19 protein-coding genes and 1 tRNA gene are annotated in these 16,721 nt (G+C 67.9%); 13 read left to right on the top strand and 7 right to left on the bottom strand.

Annotation, left to right across the window (positions count from 1 at the left end; translation table 11 throughout):
* Nucleotides 1-10 precede the first annotated feature (10 nt).
* The 4 genes from ACWF82_RS27640 to ACWF82_RS27625 all read left to right on the top strand — a co-directional run bounded on the left by ACWF82_RS27640 (nucleotide 11) and on the right by ACWF82_RS27625 (nucleotide 3,127).
* Complete coding sequence (locus tag ACWF82_RS27640; RefSeq protein ID WP_452505793.1) at nucleotides 11-1,342, top strand: serine hydrolase domain-containing protein; 1,332 nt, start codon at nucleotides 11-13, stop codon at nucleotides 1,340-1,342.
* Nucleotides 1,343-1,529: 187 nt separating this feature from the next.
* The gene (locus ACWF82_RS27635; protein ID WP_452505791.1) at nucleotides 1,530-1,904 is read left to right on the top strand and encodes an SHOCT domain-containing protein; all 375 of its coding nucleotides are present in this window, start codon (nucleotides 1,530-1,532) and stop codon (nucleotides 1,902-1,904) included.
* 140 nt (nucleotides 1,905-2,044) lie between these two features.
* Nucleotides 2,045-2,776, top strand: a complete 732-nt coding sequence (locus ACWF82_RS27630) for a GntR family transcriptional regulator (RefSeq protein WP_452505789.1) — start codon at nucleotides 2,045-2,047, stop codon at nucleotides 2,774-2,776.
* 63 nt (nucleotides 2,777-2,839) lie between these two features.
* Nucleotides 2,840-3,127: a hypothetical protein gene (locus ACWF82_RS27625; RefSeq protein WP_452505787.1), complete on the top strand. Its 288-nt coding sequence runs from the start codon at nucleotides 2,840-2,842 to the stop codon at nucleotides 3,125-3,127.
* Between the two features lie 43 nt (nucleotides 3,128-3,170).
* Here the strand turns inward: ACWF82_RS27625 and ACWF82_RS27620 are convergent, their stop codons facing one another.
* From ACWF82_RS27620 to ACWF82_RS27610, 3 genes are read right to left on the bottom strand one after another with little or no spacing between them, the layout of a single operon-like run.
* Entirely contained in the window at nucleotides 3,171-4,769 is a 1,599-nt protein-coding gene (locus ACWF82_RS27620) for a GMC oxidoreductase (RefSeq protein WP_452505785.1), read from the bottom strand.
* Nucleotides 4,770-4,818: 49 nt separating this feature from the next.
* Complete coding sequence (locus ACWF82_RS27615) at nucleotides 4,819-5,448, bottom strand: DUF305 domain-containing protein (RefSeq protein ID WP_452505783.1); 630 nt, start codon at nucleotides 5,446-5,448, stop codon at nucleotides 4,819-4,821.
* A complete protein-coding gene (locus ACWF82_RS27610; protein WP_452505781.1) occupies nucleotides 5,445-6,977 on the bottom strand; it encodes an LVIVD repeat-containing protein in 1,533 nt (510 codons plus the stop codon). Before ACWF82_RS27610 ends, ACWF82_RS27615 begins: the two co-directional genes overlap by 4 nt.
* Nucleotides 6,978-7,157: 180 nt before the next feature.
* Here ACWF82_RS27610 and ACWF82_RS27605 point away from each other — a divergent pair, with 180 nt between their 5' ends.
* The 3 genes from ACWF82_RS27605 to ACWF82_RS27595 all read left to right on the top strand — a co-directional run bounded on the left by ACWF82_RS27605 (nucleotide 7,158) and on the right by ACWF82_RS27595 (nucleotide 8,284).
* Complete coding sequence (locus ACWF82_RS27605) at nucleotides 7,158-7,748, top strand: TetR family transcriptional regulator (protein WP_452505779.1); 591 nt, start codon at nucleotides 7,158-7,160, stop codon at nucleotides 7,746-7,748.
* Nucleotides 7,749-7,887: 139 nt separating this feature from the next.
* Nucleotides 7,888-8,043 (top strand): DUF6131 family protein, encoded by a 156-nt coding sequence (locus ACWF82_RS27600; protein WP_189026089.1) that lies wholly within the window; start codon nucleotides 7,888-7,890, stop codon nucleotides 8,041-8,043.
* A gap of 31 nt (nucleotides 8,044-8,074) precedes the next feature.
* Nucleotides 8,075-8,284 (top strand): hypothetical protein, encoded by a 210-nt coding sequence (locus ACWF82_RS27595; protein WP_452505777.1) that lies wholly within the window; start codon nucleotides 8,075-8,077, stop codon nucleotides 8,282-8,284.
* A 10-nt stretch (nucleotides 8,285-8,294) separates the two neighbouring features.
* Here ACWF82_RS27595 and ACWF82_RS27590 read toward each other — a convergent pair whose 3' ends face one another.
* Together ACWF82_RS27590 and ACWF82_RS27585 are read right to left on the bottom strand one after the other, a co-directional pair.
* Nucleotides 8,295-9,128 carry an MHYT domain-containing protein gene (locus ACWF82_RS27590; protein ID WP_452505775.1) on the bottom strand — a complete coding sequence of 278 codons (834 nt, stop codon included), beginning with the start codon at nucleotides 9,126-9,128 and terminating at the stop codon, nucleotides 8,295-8,297.
* A gap of 237 nt (nucleotides 9,129-9,365) precedes the next feature.
* Nucleotides 9,366-9,812: an SRPBCC family protein gene (locus tag ACWF82_RS27585; protein ID WP_452505774.1), complete on the bottom strand. Its 447-nt coding sequence runs from the start codon at nucleotides 9,810-9,812 to the stop codon at nucleotides 9,366-9,368.
* A gap of 163 nt (nucleotides 9,813-9,975) precedes the next feature.
* On the opposite strand from ACWF82_RS27585, the gene ACWF82_RS27580 reads away from it, so the two are divergent.
* The 4 genes from ACWF82_RS27580 (at nucleotide 9,976) to ACWF82_RS27565 (ending at nucleotide 13,746) form a co-directional block, all read left to right on the top strand.
* The gene (locus tag ACWF82_RS27580; RefSeq protein ID WP_452505772.1) at nucleotides 9,976-11,463 is read left to right on the top strand and encodes a peptide MFS transporter; all 1,488 of its coding nucleotides are present in this window, start codon (nucleotides 9,976-9,978) and stop codon (nucleotides 11,461-11,463) included.
* A 49-nt stretch (nucleotides 11,464-11,512) separates the two neighbouring features.
* Entirely contained in the window at nucleotides 11,513-13,012 is a 1,500-nt protein-coding gene (locus tag ACWF82_RS27575; protein WP_452505770.1) for an amino acid permease, read from the top strand.
* Between the two features lie 115 nt (nucleotides 13,013-13,127).
* A tRNA-Leu gene (locus tag ACWF82_RS27570) sits at nucleotides 13,128-13,201 on the top strand.
* A gap of 224 nt (nucleotides 13,202-13,425) precedes the next feature.
* On the top strand, nucleotides 13,426-13,746 hold the full coding sequence (locus ACWF82_RS27565) for a hypothetical protein (RefSeq protein WP_452505768.1): 321 nt from the start codon (nucleotides 13,426-13,428) through the stop codon (nucleotides 13,744-13,746).
* Nucleotides 13,747-13,913: 167 nt separating this feature from the next.
* Here ACWF82_RS27565 and ACWF82_RS27560 read toward each other — a convergent pair whose 3' ends face one another.
* Together ACWF82_RS27560 and ACWF82_RS27555 are read right to left on the bottom strand one after the other, a co-directional pair.
* The gene (locus ACWF82_RS27560; protein ID WP_452505766.1) at nucleotides 13,914-14,309 is read right to left on the bottom strand and encodes a hypothetical protein; all 396 of its coding nucleotides are present in this window, start codon (nucleotides 14,307-14,309) and stop codon (nucleotides 13,914-13,916) included.
* Nucleotides 14,296-14,553: a hypothetical protein gene (locus ACWF82_RS27555; RefSeq protein ID WP_452505764.1), complete on the bottom strand. Its 258-nt coding sequence runs from the start codon at nucleotides 14,551-14,553 to the stop codon at nucleotides 14,296-14,298. The genes ACWF82_RS27560 and ACWF82_RS27555 overlap by 14 nt, the downstream gene beginning before the upstream one ends.
* Before the next feature lie 200 nt (nucleotides 14,554-14,753).
* Between ACWF82_RS27555 and ACWF82_RS27550 the strand changes: the two genes are divergently transcribed.
* Both ACWF82_RS27550 and ACWF82_RS27545 read left to right on the top strand, forming a co-directional pair.
* Nucleotides 14,754-15,914, top strand: a complete 1,161-nt coding sequence (locus tag ACWF82_RS27550) for a helix-turn-helix domain-containing protein (protein WP_452505762.1) — start codon at nucleotides 14,754-14,756, stop codon at nucleotides 15,912-15,914.
* A gap of 205 nt (nucleotides 15,915-16,119) precedes the next feature.
* Entirely contained in the window at nucleotides 16,120-16,686 is a 567-nt protein-coding gene (locus ACWF82_RS27545; protein WP_452505760.1) for a choice-of-anchor K domain-containing protein, read from the top strand.
* Nucleotides 16,687-16,721 lie beyond the last annotated feature (35 nt).

Raw genomic sequence — 16,721 nt, 5'->3', positions numbered from 1 at the left:
GGAGGGTTGAGTGCACGGCTATCTGAAATACGTTGTGGCAGCGGCGGTCACCGCGCTGACGCTCACCTCGGGTGCGCTGCTGCCCGCGACGGCGCAGGCCGAACCGGTCACCGCGAAGCAATGCGAGGTCAGCTCGGGCCGCACACCGCAGACCGCGACACCGGTCGAGGCGGCACTCGACACGGAGCGCGTCGCCGCCGCCATGAACCTGGCGATCGACACCACCCGCTTCAATATCCAGCTCTACCGCAACAACTGCCTGGTGGCAGGCGGCCCGCGCAATGCCGAATCCGGTGGGGTCCCCTGGAATCTGTGGAGCGGAACCAAGAGCGTGGTCGCGCTGGTCGCGGGCCTGGCGGTGGATGAGGGCCGCCTGCTCATCGACGAACCGATCGACCGCTATCTGCCGGCGGGTCTCGGCGACGAGGCGCACCGGGCGATCACCGTGCGCAACCTGCTCACCGAGTCCTCCGGGATGGAGGTCGCCGTCGCCGCCGAGGGCGCGACGGGGCTGGCCGCGCTGGACCCGAATGTCGTCGCCCAGGCGCTGGCGATGCCGATCGAGCGCCCGCAGGGCACCATGTTCCGCTACAGCCAGCGCGCGGTCGACCTGCTCGTCTACGTCATCCAGCAGGCCGTCGGCGAGGACTTCCAGACCTTCGCGCAGCGAAAGCTGTTCGACCCGTTGGGCATCGCCCGCGGCGACTACTTCTGGGCTCGCGATCGCGCCGGAAACACCTACGGCCACGCGCATCTGATCCTGCCGCCGGACGATTTCGCGAAACTCGGTCTGCTGGTGGGCAATCGGGGACGGTGGAACGACCTGCAGGTGATCTCCGACGATTACATGCGCGCCGCGCTGTCCCCCTCGGCGAGCATGCCCTGCTACGGCTTCCTGTTCGTGATCAACGGCGCGCCGTGCCGCCTCGAGTTCCCCGGCCTGCCCGACGACGCGGTGAAGATGTCGGGCATGCTGCGCAACGACAGCTACATCGTCCCGAGCCTGGGTTTGATGCTCAACTGGACCGGCGTCGCGACGCCGGGCGCCTCCTCGACCTACACCCACAATGTGATGCGCACGCTGGTCTCGGCCTTCGTCGACAAGCAGCTGCCCGATCCGGGCCCGTACCAGGAACGCCCGGACGTGAGCGTCACCGATCCGATGATCGCCCGCCCCGACGCGCTCTTCGGCACCCTCGGCATCGGCCCGTACGCCTACCCCGGCTGCAGTTTCGTCGACTGCCTCGGCGAGACGCCGAAGCCGCCGTTCTCCGACTGGCCACCCGGCTGCGTCGTGCTCGGCTGCGTCGGCAGCAACCCCGCAACCCCCGGCATCCGCTGAATCGTGATGTGGCGGCGCCGGAGCCGCTACCTGCGAGAAGATCCCACCCGCGAGTACGCTGACGGGTGGTCACCCTGAACAGGGTTGGCACAATGCTCGAAGACCGGCAAGTTTCCCGCTATATGCGTGCTTCAATCGATCGCCCGAACCGGGGCGAATCGATCCGTGTCCGAACGCGAGGTGTGTCATGTCATTCTGGGAAGTGCTCTGGCTCATCATTGTGAGCTTCGCATTCGTCGCTTACCTGCTCATGCTGTTCATGATCATCGGAGACCTGTTCCGGGACCACAAGACCTCGGGCTGGGTGAAGGCGATCTGGATCATCTGCTTGGTCTTCCTGCCTTTCCTCACCGCGCTGGCGTACCTGATCGTCCGCGGCCAGGGCATGGCGGAGCGCTCGAGCGCCGAGGCCAAGCAGATCCAGCAGGCGCAGGATTCCTACATCAGGGAGACCGCGGGCACCAATCCCGCCGCGCAGATCGCCGACGCCAAGAGGCTGCTCGACGCAGGCTCGATCACCCAGGCCGAATTCGAACAGCTCAAGGGCAAAGCGCTCTCCTGAGCCCCGGGCTCCCCCGAATGCCTCGCCCGCCGGTCTCCCGGTGCGCGAGGCTTTCGTCGTGTGCCGAGGTCGCGTATTCTCGAACCACCGGACAGGACCAGTAGGGACCGGTGCACCGCTCGCGAGAAGGAGCCGCCCTCATGCCCGCACCGCTGCGCGACAGCGCAGTGCCCAAACACGAACAGCTGCGCGCGATTCTGTTGCAGAAATGCACGCGCGAGCTACAGCCGGGCGACTTGATGACCAGCGAACGAAATCTCATGCAGGATTACGGCGTCAGCCGGATCACCGTACGCGAGGCGATCGGCCAGCTGGTCAACGAGGGCTACCTGGTGCGGGTGCGCGGCAAGGGCACCTTCGTCGCGCACCGGCCGGTGCAATCGCGCTTGCATCTGGCCTCGTTCACCGAGGAGATGCGCGCGCTCGGGCATCAGCCGACGACCCTGGTGCTGGTCGCCGAGGAAGCGGTGCCGCCGGAGGCCACCGCCCGCGCGCTGCGGCTACCCCAGGACGCGCGCGCCTATCACGTGCGCAGGCTGCGGCTGGCCGACGAGGAGCCGGTCAGCGTCGACGACGCCTGGCTCAACCCCGAACTGCTGCCCGGCCTGATCTCGCACGACCTCACCGGCTCGATCTACCGGACCACCGCCGACCGCTACGGCCGCCCCATCGAGCGGGCCGTGCAGACCGTCGACGCCCAGGCCGCCGAGTCCGGCGTCGCGATGCTGCTCGGGGTCAAGAAGGGCGCTCCCGTCCTGCATTTCGACCGGGTGTCGTTCAGCGCCGAGGTGCCGATCGAGCACACCCAGAGCTGGTACCGCGCCGACCGCTATCGCGTGCAGATGGAAGTCGGCCGGCCATCGCAGGTATGAAACTGTCTTATTTCAGATACTGTATGAGCGCTATCACAGCGAAGTGCTCGGAGGTATCACCCCATGTCCATCCGTAAGTCCACCACCAGGGCAGGCCTGCTGGCCGTGCTCGCCGCGGGCGCCGTGCTCGGCACCGGCGGCACCGCCACCGCCGTCGGCGGTATCGATTGGGACCTGCTCCCCTCCGGTTCGGTCGAGATCGGCCCGCCCACCGGCAGCTCGCTCGGCTCGGTCGACGCCGACTTCGGCAGCGGCACCGGCTCCTTCGATGCCGACCTCGGCTCCAGCGGCCCGCGCCCGCCGTCGACCGGCTCGGCCGTCCTGCCCGGAATCCCCGGCTCCGCGGGCTGATCCGCGTTCGGCGCGCCCCTTCCGGCGGCGCGCCGAACCCCGCTCAGATGAGTGTTCCCACGTCGGTGCGGACGAGATTCTCCAGCGCGCGTTCGGCGACCGCGGCGATGGTCATCGACGGATTGCAGGCCGCGGTGTTGCCCGGCATCAGCGCGCCGTCGATGACGTAGAGGCCGCGCTGTCCGAGCACCCGGCCGTCGAGATCGCAGACCGAGCCCATATTGGCGCCGCCGAGCGGATGCCAGGTGGACGGGAACAGCGCATTGGTGTCGATGAGCAAGCTGTCGGGGCCCGCGATGCGCTGCATCGCGGGGCCGATGTGGCCGTCCTGGATGGCCTGGTCACCGTCGCCGGGCCAGCGCAGCGTCGCGATGTCGGCGCCTGATTCGTAGACGAACTCACCGCGCCCGGTGCTGACGCCGTAGCCGACGAGCATGGTGGCGCCCGGGTCGACCGGCAGCGACGGGATCGACGCCTGGATGACGGTGAACGCGGAATTCGGGTCGTCCCAGTTCTTGCTGCCGTACACGACCGGACCACCCTGCGCCGCACCGAATCCGGCGGACGCGTTGCGCCACACATAGATCCGGTCGGCATTGGTGCCCCAGCCGCGACCGAGCTCGTCGGGCAGATCGGGAATATGCCCCAATACCGCCGCGCGCACGAGCATCCGGGTGGTGTTGAGGCTGCCCGCCGAGAGCACCAGCGCGCCGGTGGTGATGACCTTGTTCTCCAGCACCGTGCCGGCGAGGTCGACCCGGTCGACGCGCACCACCCAGCGGCCGTCGGCGGCGCGCTCGATCCCGGTGACCTCGTGCAGGGTCTGTACGTCGACCAGACCGGTCGCCTCGGCCGCCGCGACATAGGTGACGTCGACGGAATGCTTGCCGCCGTTGTTCACGCCCATCGCGCCGTCGCCGTTGGTGTAGGACGGTGTCATCTCCCCGCGCAGTTCGGCGAGGGCGTAGTTCCAGTCGATCGGCATCGGGATCTTCGACAGCGGCATCCCCGCGCCGCGTACCCGTTCAGCGAAAACCCGTGCCGCGGTGTAGTTCCGGTGGGCGATCAGTTCGTCGGGCGCGGTGGCGAGCCCGAGCATCCTGGCCACCTTCGGGTAGTGCACCCGGTCCATCCGATCCCAGTCCATCCCGGCCGGGAAGTGGGTCTCGAACACCTCGCGTTCCGGTTGCAGCGACATGCCCTGGTAGATCAGCGATCCGCCGCCGAGGCCCGCCGCGCACAGCGCGGTCATCCCGGCGCCCGGCACCGCCTCCACCAGACCGGCATACCGCTCGAACAGCAGCGGCTGCCCGAACACCACCGGGTCGGAGCGGTACCAGAGCAGGCGCTTGTCGGGGCGGGTGGCCAGCGGGAAGGTCTGCGCGTTCGGGCCGGTCGCCCACCGCCTGCCCCGCTCCAGCAGCAGGACCGGAACGCCCGCCTCGGCCAATCGCAGCGCGGTCACCCCGCCGCCGAAGCCGGAGCCGATCACGACGACCCTGCGGTCCTCGTGGGTGAGCGGGATGCCGCCGGTGCGGTGGGCGACAGCGGGCCGGGCCGCGGCGGTGCCTGCCGTGGCGAGGGTGAGACCTGCGGCGGCGGCAGCACCGGTCAGCAGGGTACGGCGAGTCAACATTGACATTCGAGAGACCTTCATCGGGGGTTGGGAATCGGTGATTCGAGCAGTTCGCTCAGGCGCGGCGGTCGAGCAGCAAGCCGAGCAGGCCGGCCTCGCGGCCCTGGCCGGTGATCATGTCGCGGGCCGCTCGCTCGACTTCCCCCCCGTCGAGCAGCGCGTCGGCCGCCGCGGCCATCTCGATGCCGCCGTAGTGATGTTGCTGCATGAGCCGCAGGAACAGGACTTCGGCCCGGACACCGCGCGCGGTGGCGAGTTCGTCGAGTTCGGCGGTCGTCGCCATCCCCGGCATCGTCGAATGGCGTTGGGCGAGATCGACTCCGGCGTGCTGATGGGCCCCACTGGGCCGCATCCACGCCATCGGTTCGGCGCCGGTGACGGGCGCGCCCGCCAAGCGCAACCAGCCGAGCAGCATGCCCAGCTCGGTGCGCTGGGTGTCGGCGATCTGCCCGGCCAGCGCGACGACCGACGGGTCGGCGCCCCGATCGAGCCGCTGGACCAGCACGATGGCCTGGCTGTGGTGCGCCACCATGTCCTGGACGAAGCCGATCTCGGTGGCGGTCAGTACCGGCGCCGCGGCGACCTCGCCCACGGGCAGCAGTGGCCGCAGCGCGGCGCCCATGGCCAGCAGCAGCGCTACCAGCCCGGCCAGTGCGGCCACCCGGAAACCGCTGTGCTTGTTCATGATCCGGTGGTCGAGGACTGATCGGCGGGCGGGGTGTACACCTCGGGCGCCAGTTCCAGCGCGAGGAAGCCGTTGTCCGCGCAGGTGGTCCACAGCTGATTGCCACGCCATTCCGGCGGTGAGAAGCACCAGTCGGTCGACAGATCACCGAAAGCCAGTGTGCCGGTGCGTGAGCTGAGCGCCTGCGCGGGATCGAAGGCGCCCTGCAGCATCGACTGCGCCAGTGTCGGCGCCGCCAGCAGCGGCGGACCGATGATCGAGGCGAGCGCGTGCGGCGAGTTCCACAGCCCGGCGTGCTCGCCGGTGCGGGCGGGCGGATTGAAGTAGCCGATCTCGCGGATGGCGCCGGGGTCGCGGACATCGAAGACCCGGATGCCCGAGGAGGTCCAGCTACAGGCAAGGGCGGTCGGGTCCACCGGGCGGTCGGCCGCGCAGTAGTGCGCGTCGTAGGCGAACAGCGAACCGCCCGACGCCGAGGCGACCATACTGTCCTGGTTTTCGGGCAGGTTGATCGCGAGCTTGATCGACTGCGCGAGCCGGGGGCGTCGCTCGTCGGAGACGTCGATGAGTTTCACCCCGCCCGAACCGGCCTCGTCGACGGCGAACACGTAGGGAGTCCCGCCGTAGGTCACCGGGACGGCGTGCTGGGTGGCCCAGCCGTCGGACCACGGCATGTCGGCGAGTTCCGGGACGCGCGGTTCGGGATCGCGGCGCTGCACCGCGGCGACGTCGAGGATCTTCAGCCCGCCCATATTGTTGGCCAGATACATCCGATTGCCGTCGGGCGAGAAGCCGAACCCGTGCATGGACAGACCGAGCAGGCCCTGCCAGATCACCCTGGGGTTGGCGGGGTCGGTGAGATCGATCGCGCTGAGCAGGCCCGGGGCCGTGCCCGAGGCCCAGTAGGTGCGGCCGTCCGGGGAGAAGCCACCCTCGTGCGCGGTGATCGGCACCGGCAGCGCGAGATCGGTGCCGGGGCCCGGATTGAGCAGCCGGGGATGCGCGCAATCGGAGATGTCGTAGACCGAGAGCAGGCCGGCGCCGGTCAGCGCCGGAACACCGGCGCCGACAAGCAGTTTCCGCTCGGCGTTGACCTTCAGGCTCTCCCAGGTCCCCGCCAGCATCGCGGGCTCGGTGAGGGTGGTGGTGTGCACCGGCGCGGACGGATCGGCGACGTCGAGCACCCTGACTCCCTGATCGGGACCGAGCAGGTTGCCGGGGAAGAAGGTACCGATATAGGCGCAGTGGTCGAAGGTCACCGAGGTGATACCGCCGCCGCTGCCCGCGGAACTGCCGAGCATGCGCATATTGCAACGGAATCCGTCGCGGGAGCGCCCGCTGTCGCGGTCGGCGGCGGGAACGTCGCCCTGCAGACCGGTTTCGGGCAGGGAGCCGGGAAGGCAGTCGGCGGTGTGTGCGGCGGGTGCACCGGCCGCGGGTGGCACGACGGCGGTGCAGAGTGGCATCAGCAGCACCGCCACCACGGCGAGGCCGCAGCGGCGGGCCGTTGGAGTGAACAGACGAGTCATGGAATTGTCGCCGGCCCCGCGAACAGGGCCGCCTTTCTTTCGCCTGCGAGCTGTTCCGCCGCCGCGCGGCAGCGGCGGAAGACCTCGCCAGTGGTTGGGTGTCGCTTCGTTCAGACGAGGCGTGCACCGACCTCATCCAGCGGTAACTGGGTTACCGCTGGGCGACGCTACCATTTAGCGGTGAGCAGCGGACCGGAATTGGATGCATCAGCGAAGATCATCGCGGTGGTGCTGGACCTGCTGACCACAGACGGCTACGACGCCGTCCAGCTGCGTACCGTCGCCGCGCAGGCCCACGTCTCGCTGGCCAAGATCTACCGGCTCTTCCACACCAGGGACGAGCTGATCATCGCCGCGCTGCACCAGTGGATGGACGCCAACGCCTACGCGGACGTGACCCCACCCGAACCCGGCGAATCCGTCCGCGACAGCCTGACTCGGCTGCTGCGCACCGTTTTCGAACCGTGGGAGCGCAATCCCAAGATGCTCGAGGCCTACCACCACGCCCGCACCGGCCCCGGCGGCGAACGCCTCGACAGCCAGGGCCTGATCGCGGTGCTCCCCGCCGCCGAGGTCGCCCTGCGCGACCTCGACCCCGGCTACCTCGCCGATCTCGGCCTGATCATGGGCAATATGGCACTGGCCCTGATCGGACGTTTCGCCGCGGGCACCCTGCCGATCACCGAGATCCTGGCCACCTTGGAACGCACGGCCTACCGGATGACGGCCGACAACGAGGCCGCGTCCCGGCGTAACGCCACGACCCGCTGACCGCATCAGGACGACTTCGGCAGATCCGTTCCCGCGCAAGCGATACCTGTTTCCGATCGGCATAACGGGGCATACGCCCGATGTGGCGGCCTATCCCGGCACATCCCCACGTAGATCCCATACCGAACAGGTGAGCTCAATGATCATTCTCGGCGCAATTCTCCTCATCCTCGGACTCGTCCTCGGCATCTCGCTGCTGACCACCATCGGCGTGATCCTGCTGGTGATCGGCGTCGTCCTCGCCCTGGTCGGCGGCATGGGCCGTCCGGTCGGCGGCCGGCGGCACTGGTACTGATCCCCGGCCGGACTAGCTCGGAGGAAACATCATGTATCTGTCCCGCATCATTCCGATTCTGGTGCTGGTGTGGCTGGTGATCGGCGTGATCGCCGCAGGTCAGCGTGGCTATCTCACCGATCGTGAGCAGAACTGCGCGACGTTGGGCACCATCGCGGTGACGATGATCGCCGGTCCGTTGAACTACATGGGGGTCAACCCCAAGGTCGACGACTGCAAGCTGCCCGAACCCAGCCAGTAGTCCGTGGCGGTCAGCTCCGGCGCGGCCACTGCCTGCCGCCGCCGGACAGGGTGGCCGGGCCGGAGCCGCGCCGGTCGCCGCCGGACGCGCGCCGCAGCGGCGCGCGCCCGGCCCGGTCCTCGGCGTTGACGTCCAGCTCGGCCAGCCCGACCACGATCAGCAGACCGATGACGACCAGCGAGACGGTGGCGATCAACGGCAGCAGCAGCTGCACCGGCGCCACCCCGTCGACCGCCGGTACTCCGGCACCGTGGCGCGCCCGCATCGCCGCCATCGCGGTGTAGTGCATGCCGCACACCGCGACACTCATGACCAGCGCCGCGCCCGCGGTCTTCACCAGACCACGCACATGCAGCTGGAACCACAGCGCCGCCGTGGCCGCGACCACCGCGATCACGATCGACAACACCACCAGCTCCGGCCGATAGGCGATCTCGGCCCCGGTGCGCACGGCCCGCATGCCCAGGTAGTGCATGGCGGCCACCCCGAGGCCGGTGATCGCGCCGCCCAGCGGCAACGTCACCGGCTGCCGCCGTCCCCGCGTCACGATGGTCAGCCCGATCAGGACGACACCGATCGCGATGACCGCGCTCAGCAAGGTCATCGGCACGTCGTAGCGGATCGGCGCCCCGGCGATGCTGACACCGAGCATGGCCGTGAAATGCATGACCCAGATCGCGGCCCCGCCGATCGCGACCGCCGCGGCGATCAACCACCCGATCGGCGCGGCCGACGATTTGGCGTGCACCGCGCAGCGCAATCCCAATACCGAGCCGATGAACGACAGGCAAAAGGCGAGGACCGGATTCATCCAGCCATTGCCGAAGTGCTCGATGTGCAGCACGTTGTCCCCCGGAGTTCGATCAATTCCGCATTTCCGATGGCTAGAGAGTAGTCCACCAGGCCCGCATACACGCGTTATAGCGAAAGACCGATGAATGTGATTCGAATTCCGTTCCGGCACATTCGAATTCGGCTTTTCATTCCGCATCCCACACAGTCCGGATCCCCGGAATCAGCGCCCCGAATATTGGGGTCAGTTATTTCGAACCGACCGGTTGCAATTATCCGATCGAGGCTCTCATGACTTCTGCGCGCGAGCCCGGATCAAATTCGCCAGCCGCTCCAGCGATTCCTGGTTGCGCGCGGCGAAGACGAGGTCCTGGGCCAGTCCGGGGATCAGCTGTGCCGGACCGCCGGAAGCCCGCTCGGTCATCCGGATGGTGGTGTGGCCCGGCTCCTCCTCGGTCAGCGTCAGCCGGATCCAGGCCGACCCCACCGACCACAGCCGCGCCTCCAGTTCCAGCCGATGCGGCGGGTCGACGGCCCGCACCACCGTGGTGTCACTGATCAGCACCGGCCACAGCCCGAATCGGTAGTGGATGCGGCTGCCGACGGCGGGCCAGTCCGGGTCGACCCGGCCGATATGCGAGGCGCCGACCACCCAGCTCGCGTACAGCCAGCCGTCGGACAGGGTCGAGAAGGCCGCGCTCCGGTCCACCGGCACCGTGACTTCGGCAGTCAGCATGTCTGATTTCCTCGTCCGTCGCGGGAGTCGGGCCACTCCAGCGTAATTGGCGCGCGAGCCCGCCGCGCACCGAGTTCGGCCGAGGTGAGACGGCACGGCGCGCCGGACCCCCGAAGATGCGGGAAAATTGCTGTACACCGTTTGGACGTGGGATCGTTCCCCTATGTCCACCGAAGAAACGCGGCTCGGCGACCCGCCGGGCCCCGCCGACGAGGCTGCCGAACGCACCCTGTTCGGTCATCCGATCGGTTTGACCAACCTGTTCGGCGTCGAGCTGTGGGAGCGTTTCTCCTTCTACGGCATGCTCACGATCCTGGGCTACTACCTCTACTACTCGACCACCGAGGGCGGGCTCGGCCTCGACCAGAGCACGGCGCTCGGCATCGTCGGCGCGTACGGCGGCCTGGTGTATCTGTCCACCGTGCTCGGCGGCTGGATTGCCGACCGGGTGCTGGGTATGGAGCGCACCGTCTTCTACGGCGGCGTCGTGGTGATGGCGGGCCATATCGCGCTGGCGGTGCTGCCGGGGCTGACCGGTGTCGGTGCCGGTCTCGTGCTCGTCGCGCTCGGCAGCGGCGCGCTGAAGGCGAACGCGTCGTCGCTGCTCGGCACGCTGTACGCGCCCTCGGACGCCCGCGTCGACGGTGGCTTCACGCTGTTCTACCTCGGCATCAATATCGGCGCGTTCACCGGACCGCTGCTCACCGGTCTGCTGCAGCGCGAGTGGGGCTTCCACGCCGGCTTCGCCGCCGCCGCGGTCGGTATGGCGCTCGGCCTGACCCAGTACGTGATCTTCCGGCGCAACCTGGGCACCCACGGCCGTGACGTGCCCAACCCGGTCACCCGCCATGAGCTGACCCCGGTGCTGATCGGTGTCGCCGTCGCCGCGGTCGTGGTGGCGGTGGCCGTCGCGGCCGGGCTGATCACGCTGGACAATCTCTCCGACGTCACCACCGGCGTCATCGTGCTGGCCTCGATCGCCTACTTCTGGGTGCTGCTCACCAGCGCCAAGGTGACCCCGGTCGAGCGCACCAGGGTGCTCGCCTTCATTCCGCTGTTCATCGCCAACGCGGTGTTCTGGTCGCTGTTCCAGCAGATGTTCACCATGCTCGCGGTGTACTCCGACGAGCGCGTCGACTGGCGGATCTTCGGCTGGGAAGCGCCCGCGAGCTGGATCGGCTCGGTCGAGCCGGTGTGGATCATCGCGCTCTCGCCGCTGTTCGCGCTCATGTGGACCAAGCTCGGCAACCGGGCGCCGAGCACCCCGATCAAGTTCGCGCTCGGTGTCATCGGCATGGGCATCGCGTTCTGGCTGTTCGCGCTGCTGAGCGGATTCGAGGGCAAGACCGTCCCGGTACTCGCGGTGTTCGTCATCCTCGGCGGCTTCGCCGTCTCCGAACTGCTGCTCTCGCCGATCGGTCTCGCGGTGACCACCCATCTCGCGCCCGCCGCGTTCCGCTCCCAGATGATGGCCCTGTACTTCTTCTCGGTCGGTATCGGCACCTCGATGGCAGGCACCCTGGCCCGTTTCTACAGCCCCGACAGCGAGACCGCCTACTTCGGGATCAGCGGCGCCGCCGCCATCGCGGCAGGCCTCGTCGTGGTCGCGTGCGCCCCCTGGATCAAGCGCCACATGCAGGGCGTGCACTGACCTGCCTCCGGGTACTCCCCGAAGACGTTCGCACAGAAGGAGAAAGACCGTGCCGACACCGGAAGCCACACCAGCGGCAGGCCGCAGCAGCGGATTGTTCCGCACCAAATCCGTCGAGCAATCGATTCTCGACACCGACGAACCGGATTCCAAACTCCGCAAAGACCTGACGGCGTGGGATCTCACGATCTTCGGTGTCGCGGTGGTCGTCGGCGCCGGTATCTTCACGCTCACCGCGCGCACCGCGGGCAATGTGGCAGGCCCGTCGGTCTCGCTGGCTTTCGTGTTCGCCGCGATCGCCTGTGGCCTCACCGCGTTCTGCTACGCCGAATTCGCCTCGACGGTGCCGGTCGCCGGTAGCGCCTACACCTATTCCTATGCCACCTTCGGTGAATTGGTCGCCTGGATCATCGGCTGGGACCTCATTCTCGAATTCGCGCTCGCCGCGTCGGTGGTGGCCAAGGGCTGGTCGCAATATCTGGGCACGGTCTTCGGATTCGAGTCCGCCACCATGCAACTCGGCTCGGTCACCTTCGACTGGGGCGCGGTCACGCTGATCGCGGTGCTCGGCGTGCTGCTTGCCATCGGCACCAAGGTGTCCTCGCGGGTGTCGGCGATCGCGGTGGCGATCAAGCTCGGCGTCATCGCGCTGGTGCTCGTCCTCGGCATCACCTACTTCAAGGCGTCGAACCTGAGCCCCTACATCCCGCCGTCGCAGCCGGCCGAAGAAGGCACGAGCGGACTGCACCAGTCGCTGTTCTCGTTCCTCACCGGCGCGGGCGACAGCAACTTCGGCTGGTACGGCCTACTCGCCGCGGCCAGCCTGGTGTTCTTCGCGTTCATCGGTTTCGACGTCGTCGCCACCGCCGCCGAGGAGACGAAGAACCCGCAGAAGGCGGTGCCGCGCGGCATCCTCGGTTCGCTGCTCATCGTGACTGTGCTCTATGTCGCGGTGTCGCTGGTGCTCACCGGCATGGTGCCCTACACCGATCTGGCCGGTGAGAACGCCACGCTGGCAACGGCCTTCGCGATCCACGGCGTCGACTGGGCCAAGAACGTCATCTCCATCGGCGCGCTGGCCGGCCTGACCACCGTGGTGATGGTGCTGTTCCTCGGCCAGACCCGCGTGCTGTTCGCGATGGCGCGCGACGGGCTGCTACCGCGCTGGCTGGCCCACACCGGTTCGCGCGGCACCCCGGTCCGCCTGACCGTCATCGTCGGCGTCGTCTGCTGCGTGCTGGCCGGCTTCGTCGACTTCGGCACCCTCGAAGAAATGGTGAACATCGGCACGCTGTTCGCCTTCGTCCTGGTCTCGGTCGGCGTCATCATCCTGCGCCGCACCCGCCCCGACCTCCCCCGCGGCTTCCGCGTCCCCCTGGTCCCCCTCGTCCCCATCCTGGCCGTCCTGTCCTGCCTGTGGCTGATGGTCAACCTCTCGGTGGACACCTGGATCCGCTTCATCGTCTGGATGGCCATCGGCTTCGTCGTCTACTTCGCCTACAGCCGCCGCAACTCCATCCTCGGCAAGAAGTCGCCGACAACCGACTGACCGGCACTGTCGGCGATAAGGTCGGACCGGCGCGGTCATCGGCGACACGCCGGGCCGACCTTGTCTACCGACACGATTCCGGTACACCCGTACGAGTCGCTAGGCTGTCCGGGACGCCCCTATAGCCCAATTGGCAGAGGCAGCGGACTTAAAATCCGCGCAGTCTGGGTTCGAGTCCCAGTGGGGGCACTCAAGAAGACCCATGTAGATGGGTCGCGGCGTCATTTCCTTGCAGTTCGACGGGCTTTCGCCCCACCCCCGTGCCACCCCAGAGCGGTCAGGCGTCCCCGGCAGTCGCGGGTGGCCCGTGCAGCGGCTTGGTCGTCCGCGTGACGATGGCAAGCCGATGACAGGCATGGCAAGAACACTCAGCCTAGAATCCCTTCCGGCTTGAAAACTGAATGGAGAATCACATGGATGATCCCGCCATCGGCGCTCTCTTCGCTGCCGCAATGACGGTCGGTATTGTCTTCGGGTGCGTCAGCCTGGCCATCGCCGAGCGGAAGCGCCGCAGCCCTGGCGGATTCTTCCTCGTGGGGTTCCTCTTGGGGCCGATCGGCGTTCTGGCAGCGGTGCTGGCAGCGCCCGGCGAACCGGCACCGCCAGTCGGCATGCGCGCTGTGCTGTGCCCTCGGTGCAACGCACGCCAGAACATAGCCAGGGGCCAGGCCGAATTCGAGTGCTGGCAGTGCAAGCTGGTCAGCCCGCCCCCAGCGGCGAACCGGGCGCGGTGACCGGGCTACCGACGCGCTTTTCGCCCGGCCGAGCTGGCAGCTGCCGACTTGCGCATGTCTGTGCAGCGATCGGCTCGATTCGGCGTGCGGCTTAGGCGACTCCGCTGACCGTGTGGCGACCAGCGCGGCGGCGATCGGTAGAGCGGTAGTTGAGGTATCGAATTCCATCAGGTGTCCCCTTCGGTTCGGCGGTCAAGTGCGATTTCGACGTGTGCGACGTCGACAGATGTGGCACCGCTGTCGCGAGCAATGCGCTCGGCGACTTCCAGCACGCGCTGCAGCGCAGGCGAATACAGCGCGTCGAGGTCGAGCGCTACCGGGCTTGGCTCGGCTGGGTCGGCGATCGCGGCCAGCGCTCCCGCGATATCGGCGTACAGGTCGTCGTCGGGGTGAGGCCCGGCAGCGCAGGCCGGTCTAACGTGGCCGGTCTCGTCGATCGGTGCCCAGGTGTTGAGCCAGCCCGCGACCCCGGGCCGGTCGGCTTGGACGACTTCGCGCATCGCGTCGATGACCGCCGACCGCGCTGCCGGGAGCGTGCCCGGCTCGTGATCAGTACCCGACACGACGATCCAGCCTCATCAGGCCGGCACCGACCAAGACATTGATCGCGGCCATTTTTCGAGGACAGATGGTTCCATCACAGCCGCGATGGGCCTGAAACGTCTTGCGCGCCTGGTCGATCGAGAACCGCTTCAGCGGTGCCGAGTGCACGATCACCGCGGTGCGCCCGGTCTGCTCGTCGTCCTGGGCAATCGTGGCTTGGGCCGCTTCGCGGGCGATCCGCGCCTGTATCGCGTCGACCGTCAACGCTCGTTTCCCGGGCCTAGTTCGTCCCCACACTGTGGGCTCCCCTCGTCGGTGACTGGCTCCCGCCGCCGGGGATTGCTCGACCCGGCGGCGGGGCTGGAATCAGATTCGCCGCAGGCAGGAGCTCCGAAGGACAGTGAAGGGACAGCGCCGGTGACAATGCGCGACACAGTGGCGTACCTGCCCGTACGCTCGAATACATGGGGACGCATGTAGGGCAGGCCATAGCGTCGGAACGGAAGATCGCGGGCCTGAGTCAACGACAGCTGGCGACCCGTGCCGCGTACAGCCTGAGCATGGTCAAGGCCGTGGAGCAGGGTCGCGAACTGGCCTCCCCCGGATTCGTATCCGCCGTCGCACGCGCGCTGCGCATCACCCCTGAGCAGTTGACCGGCGCCCCCTTCAACGACGGCAAGCCCTTGGCCGACGCGGTGAACGGCCTCTCGATACTGCTGGCCGAGGGCCGATACGCCCGCGCCGAGGAACCGGGCAGCCTGGCCCAGCTCGACACCGACCTCACCGCCGCACAGGATCTCTACCGCCGCGACCGCACCCGCCAGACAATCGAGGTACTACCCGCAATCATCCGCCGCCTGCACGGCGCGGTGCGCGCGCTCAACGGCGACGACCGAGCCCGCGCGTATTCACTGCTCGCGTCGGCCTACATCCTGGCCGAGTGGTCCGCCCGCCGCACTGGGCATCTCATGCTGGCGTTGCCCGCGCTCGACCTCGCCGACAGTTATGCGCCCCACGCCGACGACCCGAACTACCAGGCGTTTTCCGCGCTGGCCCGGGCCCGGATCCTCACCCACTACGGGGAATCCGAGGTCGCTGCACAGCTTATCGACCAGTCGATCGGCGCGGCTGACAACACCAGGCCAGGCATGGTCCTGGCCGGATACTCGCATTTGGCCGGCGCGATCAACGATGCCCGGAAGCTCGATTACTCCGGTGCCGTCGCCCACGTCGATGCCGCGCGGGAGCTAGCGGCGCACACCGGCGAGACTGATCTGTATATGACCGCATTCGGACCGCTGAACGTCGATATCCACTCCCACGCAATCGAGCTCGAGGCAGGCGACCCGAACCGGGCAGCGATCGGCGGTGACGGCCTGGCCTATAGCGCCGATGCACCGCCTACCCGCGTTGCGCACCACTGGCAGGACAACGCCCGCGCCTGGCTCATGAGCGGCAAGCCCGATCGTGCGCTGGCCGCGCTGAACAAGGCCCGCGCCGCCGCTCCCCAACAGACCCGGTTGCACCCGTCTGTGCGGGAAACCATGTACGGGATCGCCGCCGCCCAGCGGCGACAGTCCGAGAGCTTGCTCGGGTTCGCGCACTGGCTCGGCGCGACCCTGTGACCGCGGGTCCACGCGTCGCCGACGGTGGACAGACAGGTCCTGGCTGGAATTCGGATGCCACGACCGATTAGACGCTTCGCACCCTGTGCGGAGTGTTTTCCTTTGTTGCACAATCGATTTCGATGACAAGCCGTAAGCCGGAAGGGATGATCGATACGCCGATCGACAGGTCGTCGACGCGCACACAGCAAGGGGGCTAGCTGTCATGGGGAAGGTCGATACCAAGGGCGTGTGGACGCGCGTCAGTGTGGACGAATCACAGTTTCAGGGGCTGCGGGAACCCGGCACCGTATCGAGCAGCGGTGTCAGGGCCGGCATCAGATGGGGTACCGGTGGAGACGGCGTGCCGAGCGGCTACGACTTCACCGGCCTCACCGGCGTCGACGCGCGCCTGGACGGCAAGAACTTCAATCTGGGCATCTTCACCCACTACAACCACCGAGTCGTGGTGCAGCACAGTCAGTTCTGGGTGTATTTGCGGGTGACGGTGGACTTCCTGGACGAAGGATTCGACCACACGTTCACCTTGCGTTTCCGCCACGACGAGACACCCAACGTCCCCGGGGACGTGGACGATCGGATCAAGCTGCCGATCGTCGACGAGCACGACATCGTCCGCGTCGACGGTGCCGAGTATCAGGTAACCATCAGCGGTTTCCGGGATCACGGAGGCGAGGGAGAGGTACAACCGAGCTTCCCCAACCCCGAAGGCTCGATCAAACGAGTGTGGCTCGTTGCCCGATTCGAGCCGATTGTCGAGCCTGGTTCCTGAACCTCGGCACATCGCCGAATTTGCGCAGTCCGGAT

The organism is Nocardia sp. NPDC055053, from assembly GCF_053608285.1.
This window is presented reverse-complemented; position numbering and strand designations above follow the sequence as displayed.

Excerpts from the sequence above, each read along its gene's own strand:
- ACWF82_RS27635 (WP_452505791.1), top strand. The coding sequence starts at position 1,530 with ATGTCATTCTGGGAAGTGCTCTGGCTCATCATTGTGAGCTTCGCATTC.
- ACWF82_RS27630 (WP_452505789.1), top strand. The coding sequence starts at position 2,045 with ATGCCCGCACCGCTGCGCGACAGCGCAGTGCCCAAACACGAACAGCTG.
- ACWF82_RS27625 (WP_452505787.1), top strand. The coding sequence starts at position 2,840 with ATGTCCATCCGTAAGTCCACCACCAGGGCAGGCCTGCTGGCCGTGCTC.
- ACWF82_RS27620 (WP_452505785.1), bottom strand. The coding sequence starts at position 4,769 with ATGTCAATGTTGACTCGCCGTACCCTGCTGACCGGTGCTGCCGCCGCC.
- ACWF82_RS27615 (WP_452505783.1), bottom strand. The coding sequence starts at position 5,448 with ATGAACAAGCACAGCGGTTTCCGGGTGGCCGCACTGGCCGGGCTGGTA.
- ACWF82_RS27610 (WP_452505781.1), bottom strand. The coding sequence starts at position 6,977 with ATGACTCGTCTGTTCACTCCAACGGCCCGCCGCTGCGGCCTCGCCGTG.
- ACWF82_RS27600 (WP_189026089.1), top strand. The coding sequence starts at position 7,888 with ATGATCATTCTCGGCGCAATTCTCCTCATCCTCGGACTCGTCCTCGGC.
- ACWF82_RS27595 (WP_452505777.1), top strand. The coding sequence starts at position 8,075 with ATGTATCTGTCCCGCATCATTCCGATTCTGGTGCTGGTGTGGCTGGTG.
- ACWF82_RS27585 (WP_452505774.1), bottom strand. The coding sequence starts at position 9,812 with ATGCTGACTGCCGAAGTCACGGTGCCGGTGGACCGGAGCGCGGCCTTC.
- ACWF82_RS27580 (WP_452505772.1), top strand. The coding sequence starts at position 9,976 with ATGTCCACCGAAGAAACGCGGCTCGGCGACCCGCCGGGCCCCGCCGAC.
- ACWF82_RS27565 (WP_452505768.1), top strand. The coding sequence starts at position 13,426 with ATGGATGATCCCGCCATCGGCGCTCTCTTCGCTGCCGCAATGACGGTC.
- ACWF82_RS27550 (WP_452505762.1), top strand. The coding sequence starts at position 14,754 with ATGGGGACGCATGTAGGGCAGGCCATAGCGTCGGAACGGAAGATCGCG.
- ACWF82_RS27545 (WP_452505760.1), top strand. The coding sequence starts at position 16,120 with ATGGGGAAGGTCGATACCAAGGGCGTGTGGACGCGCGTCAGTGTGGAC.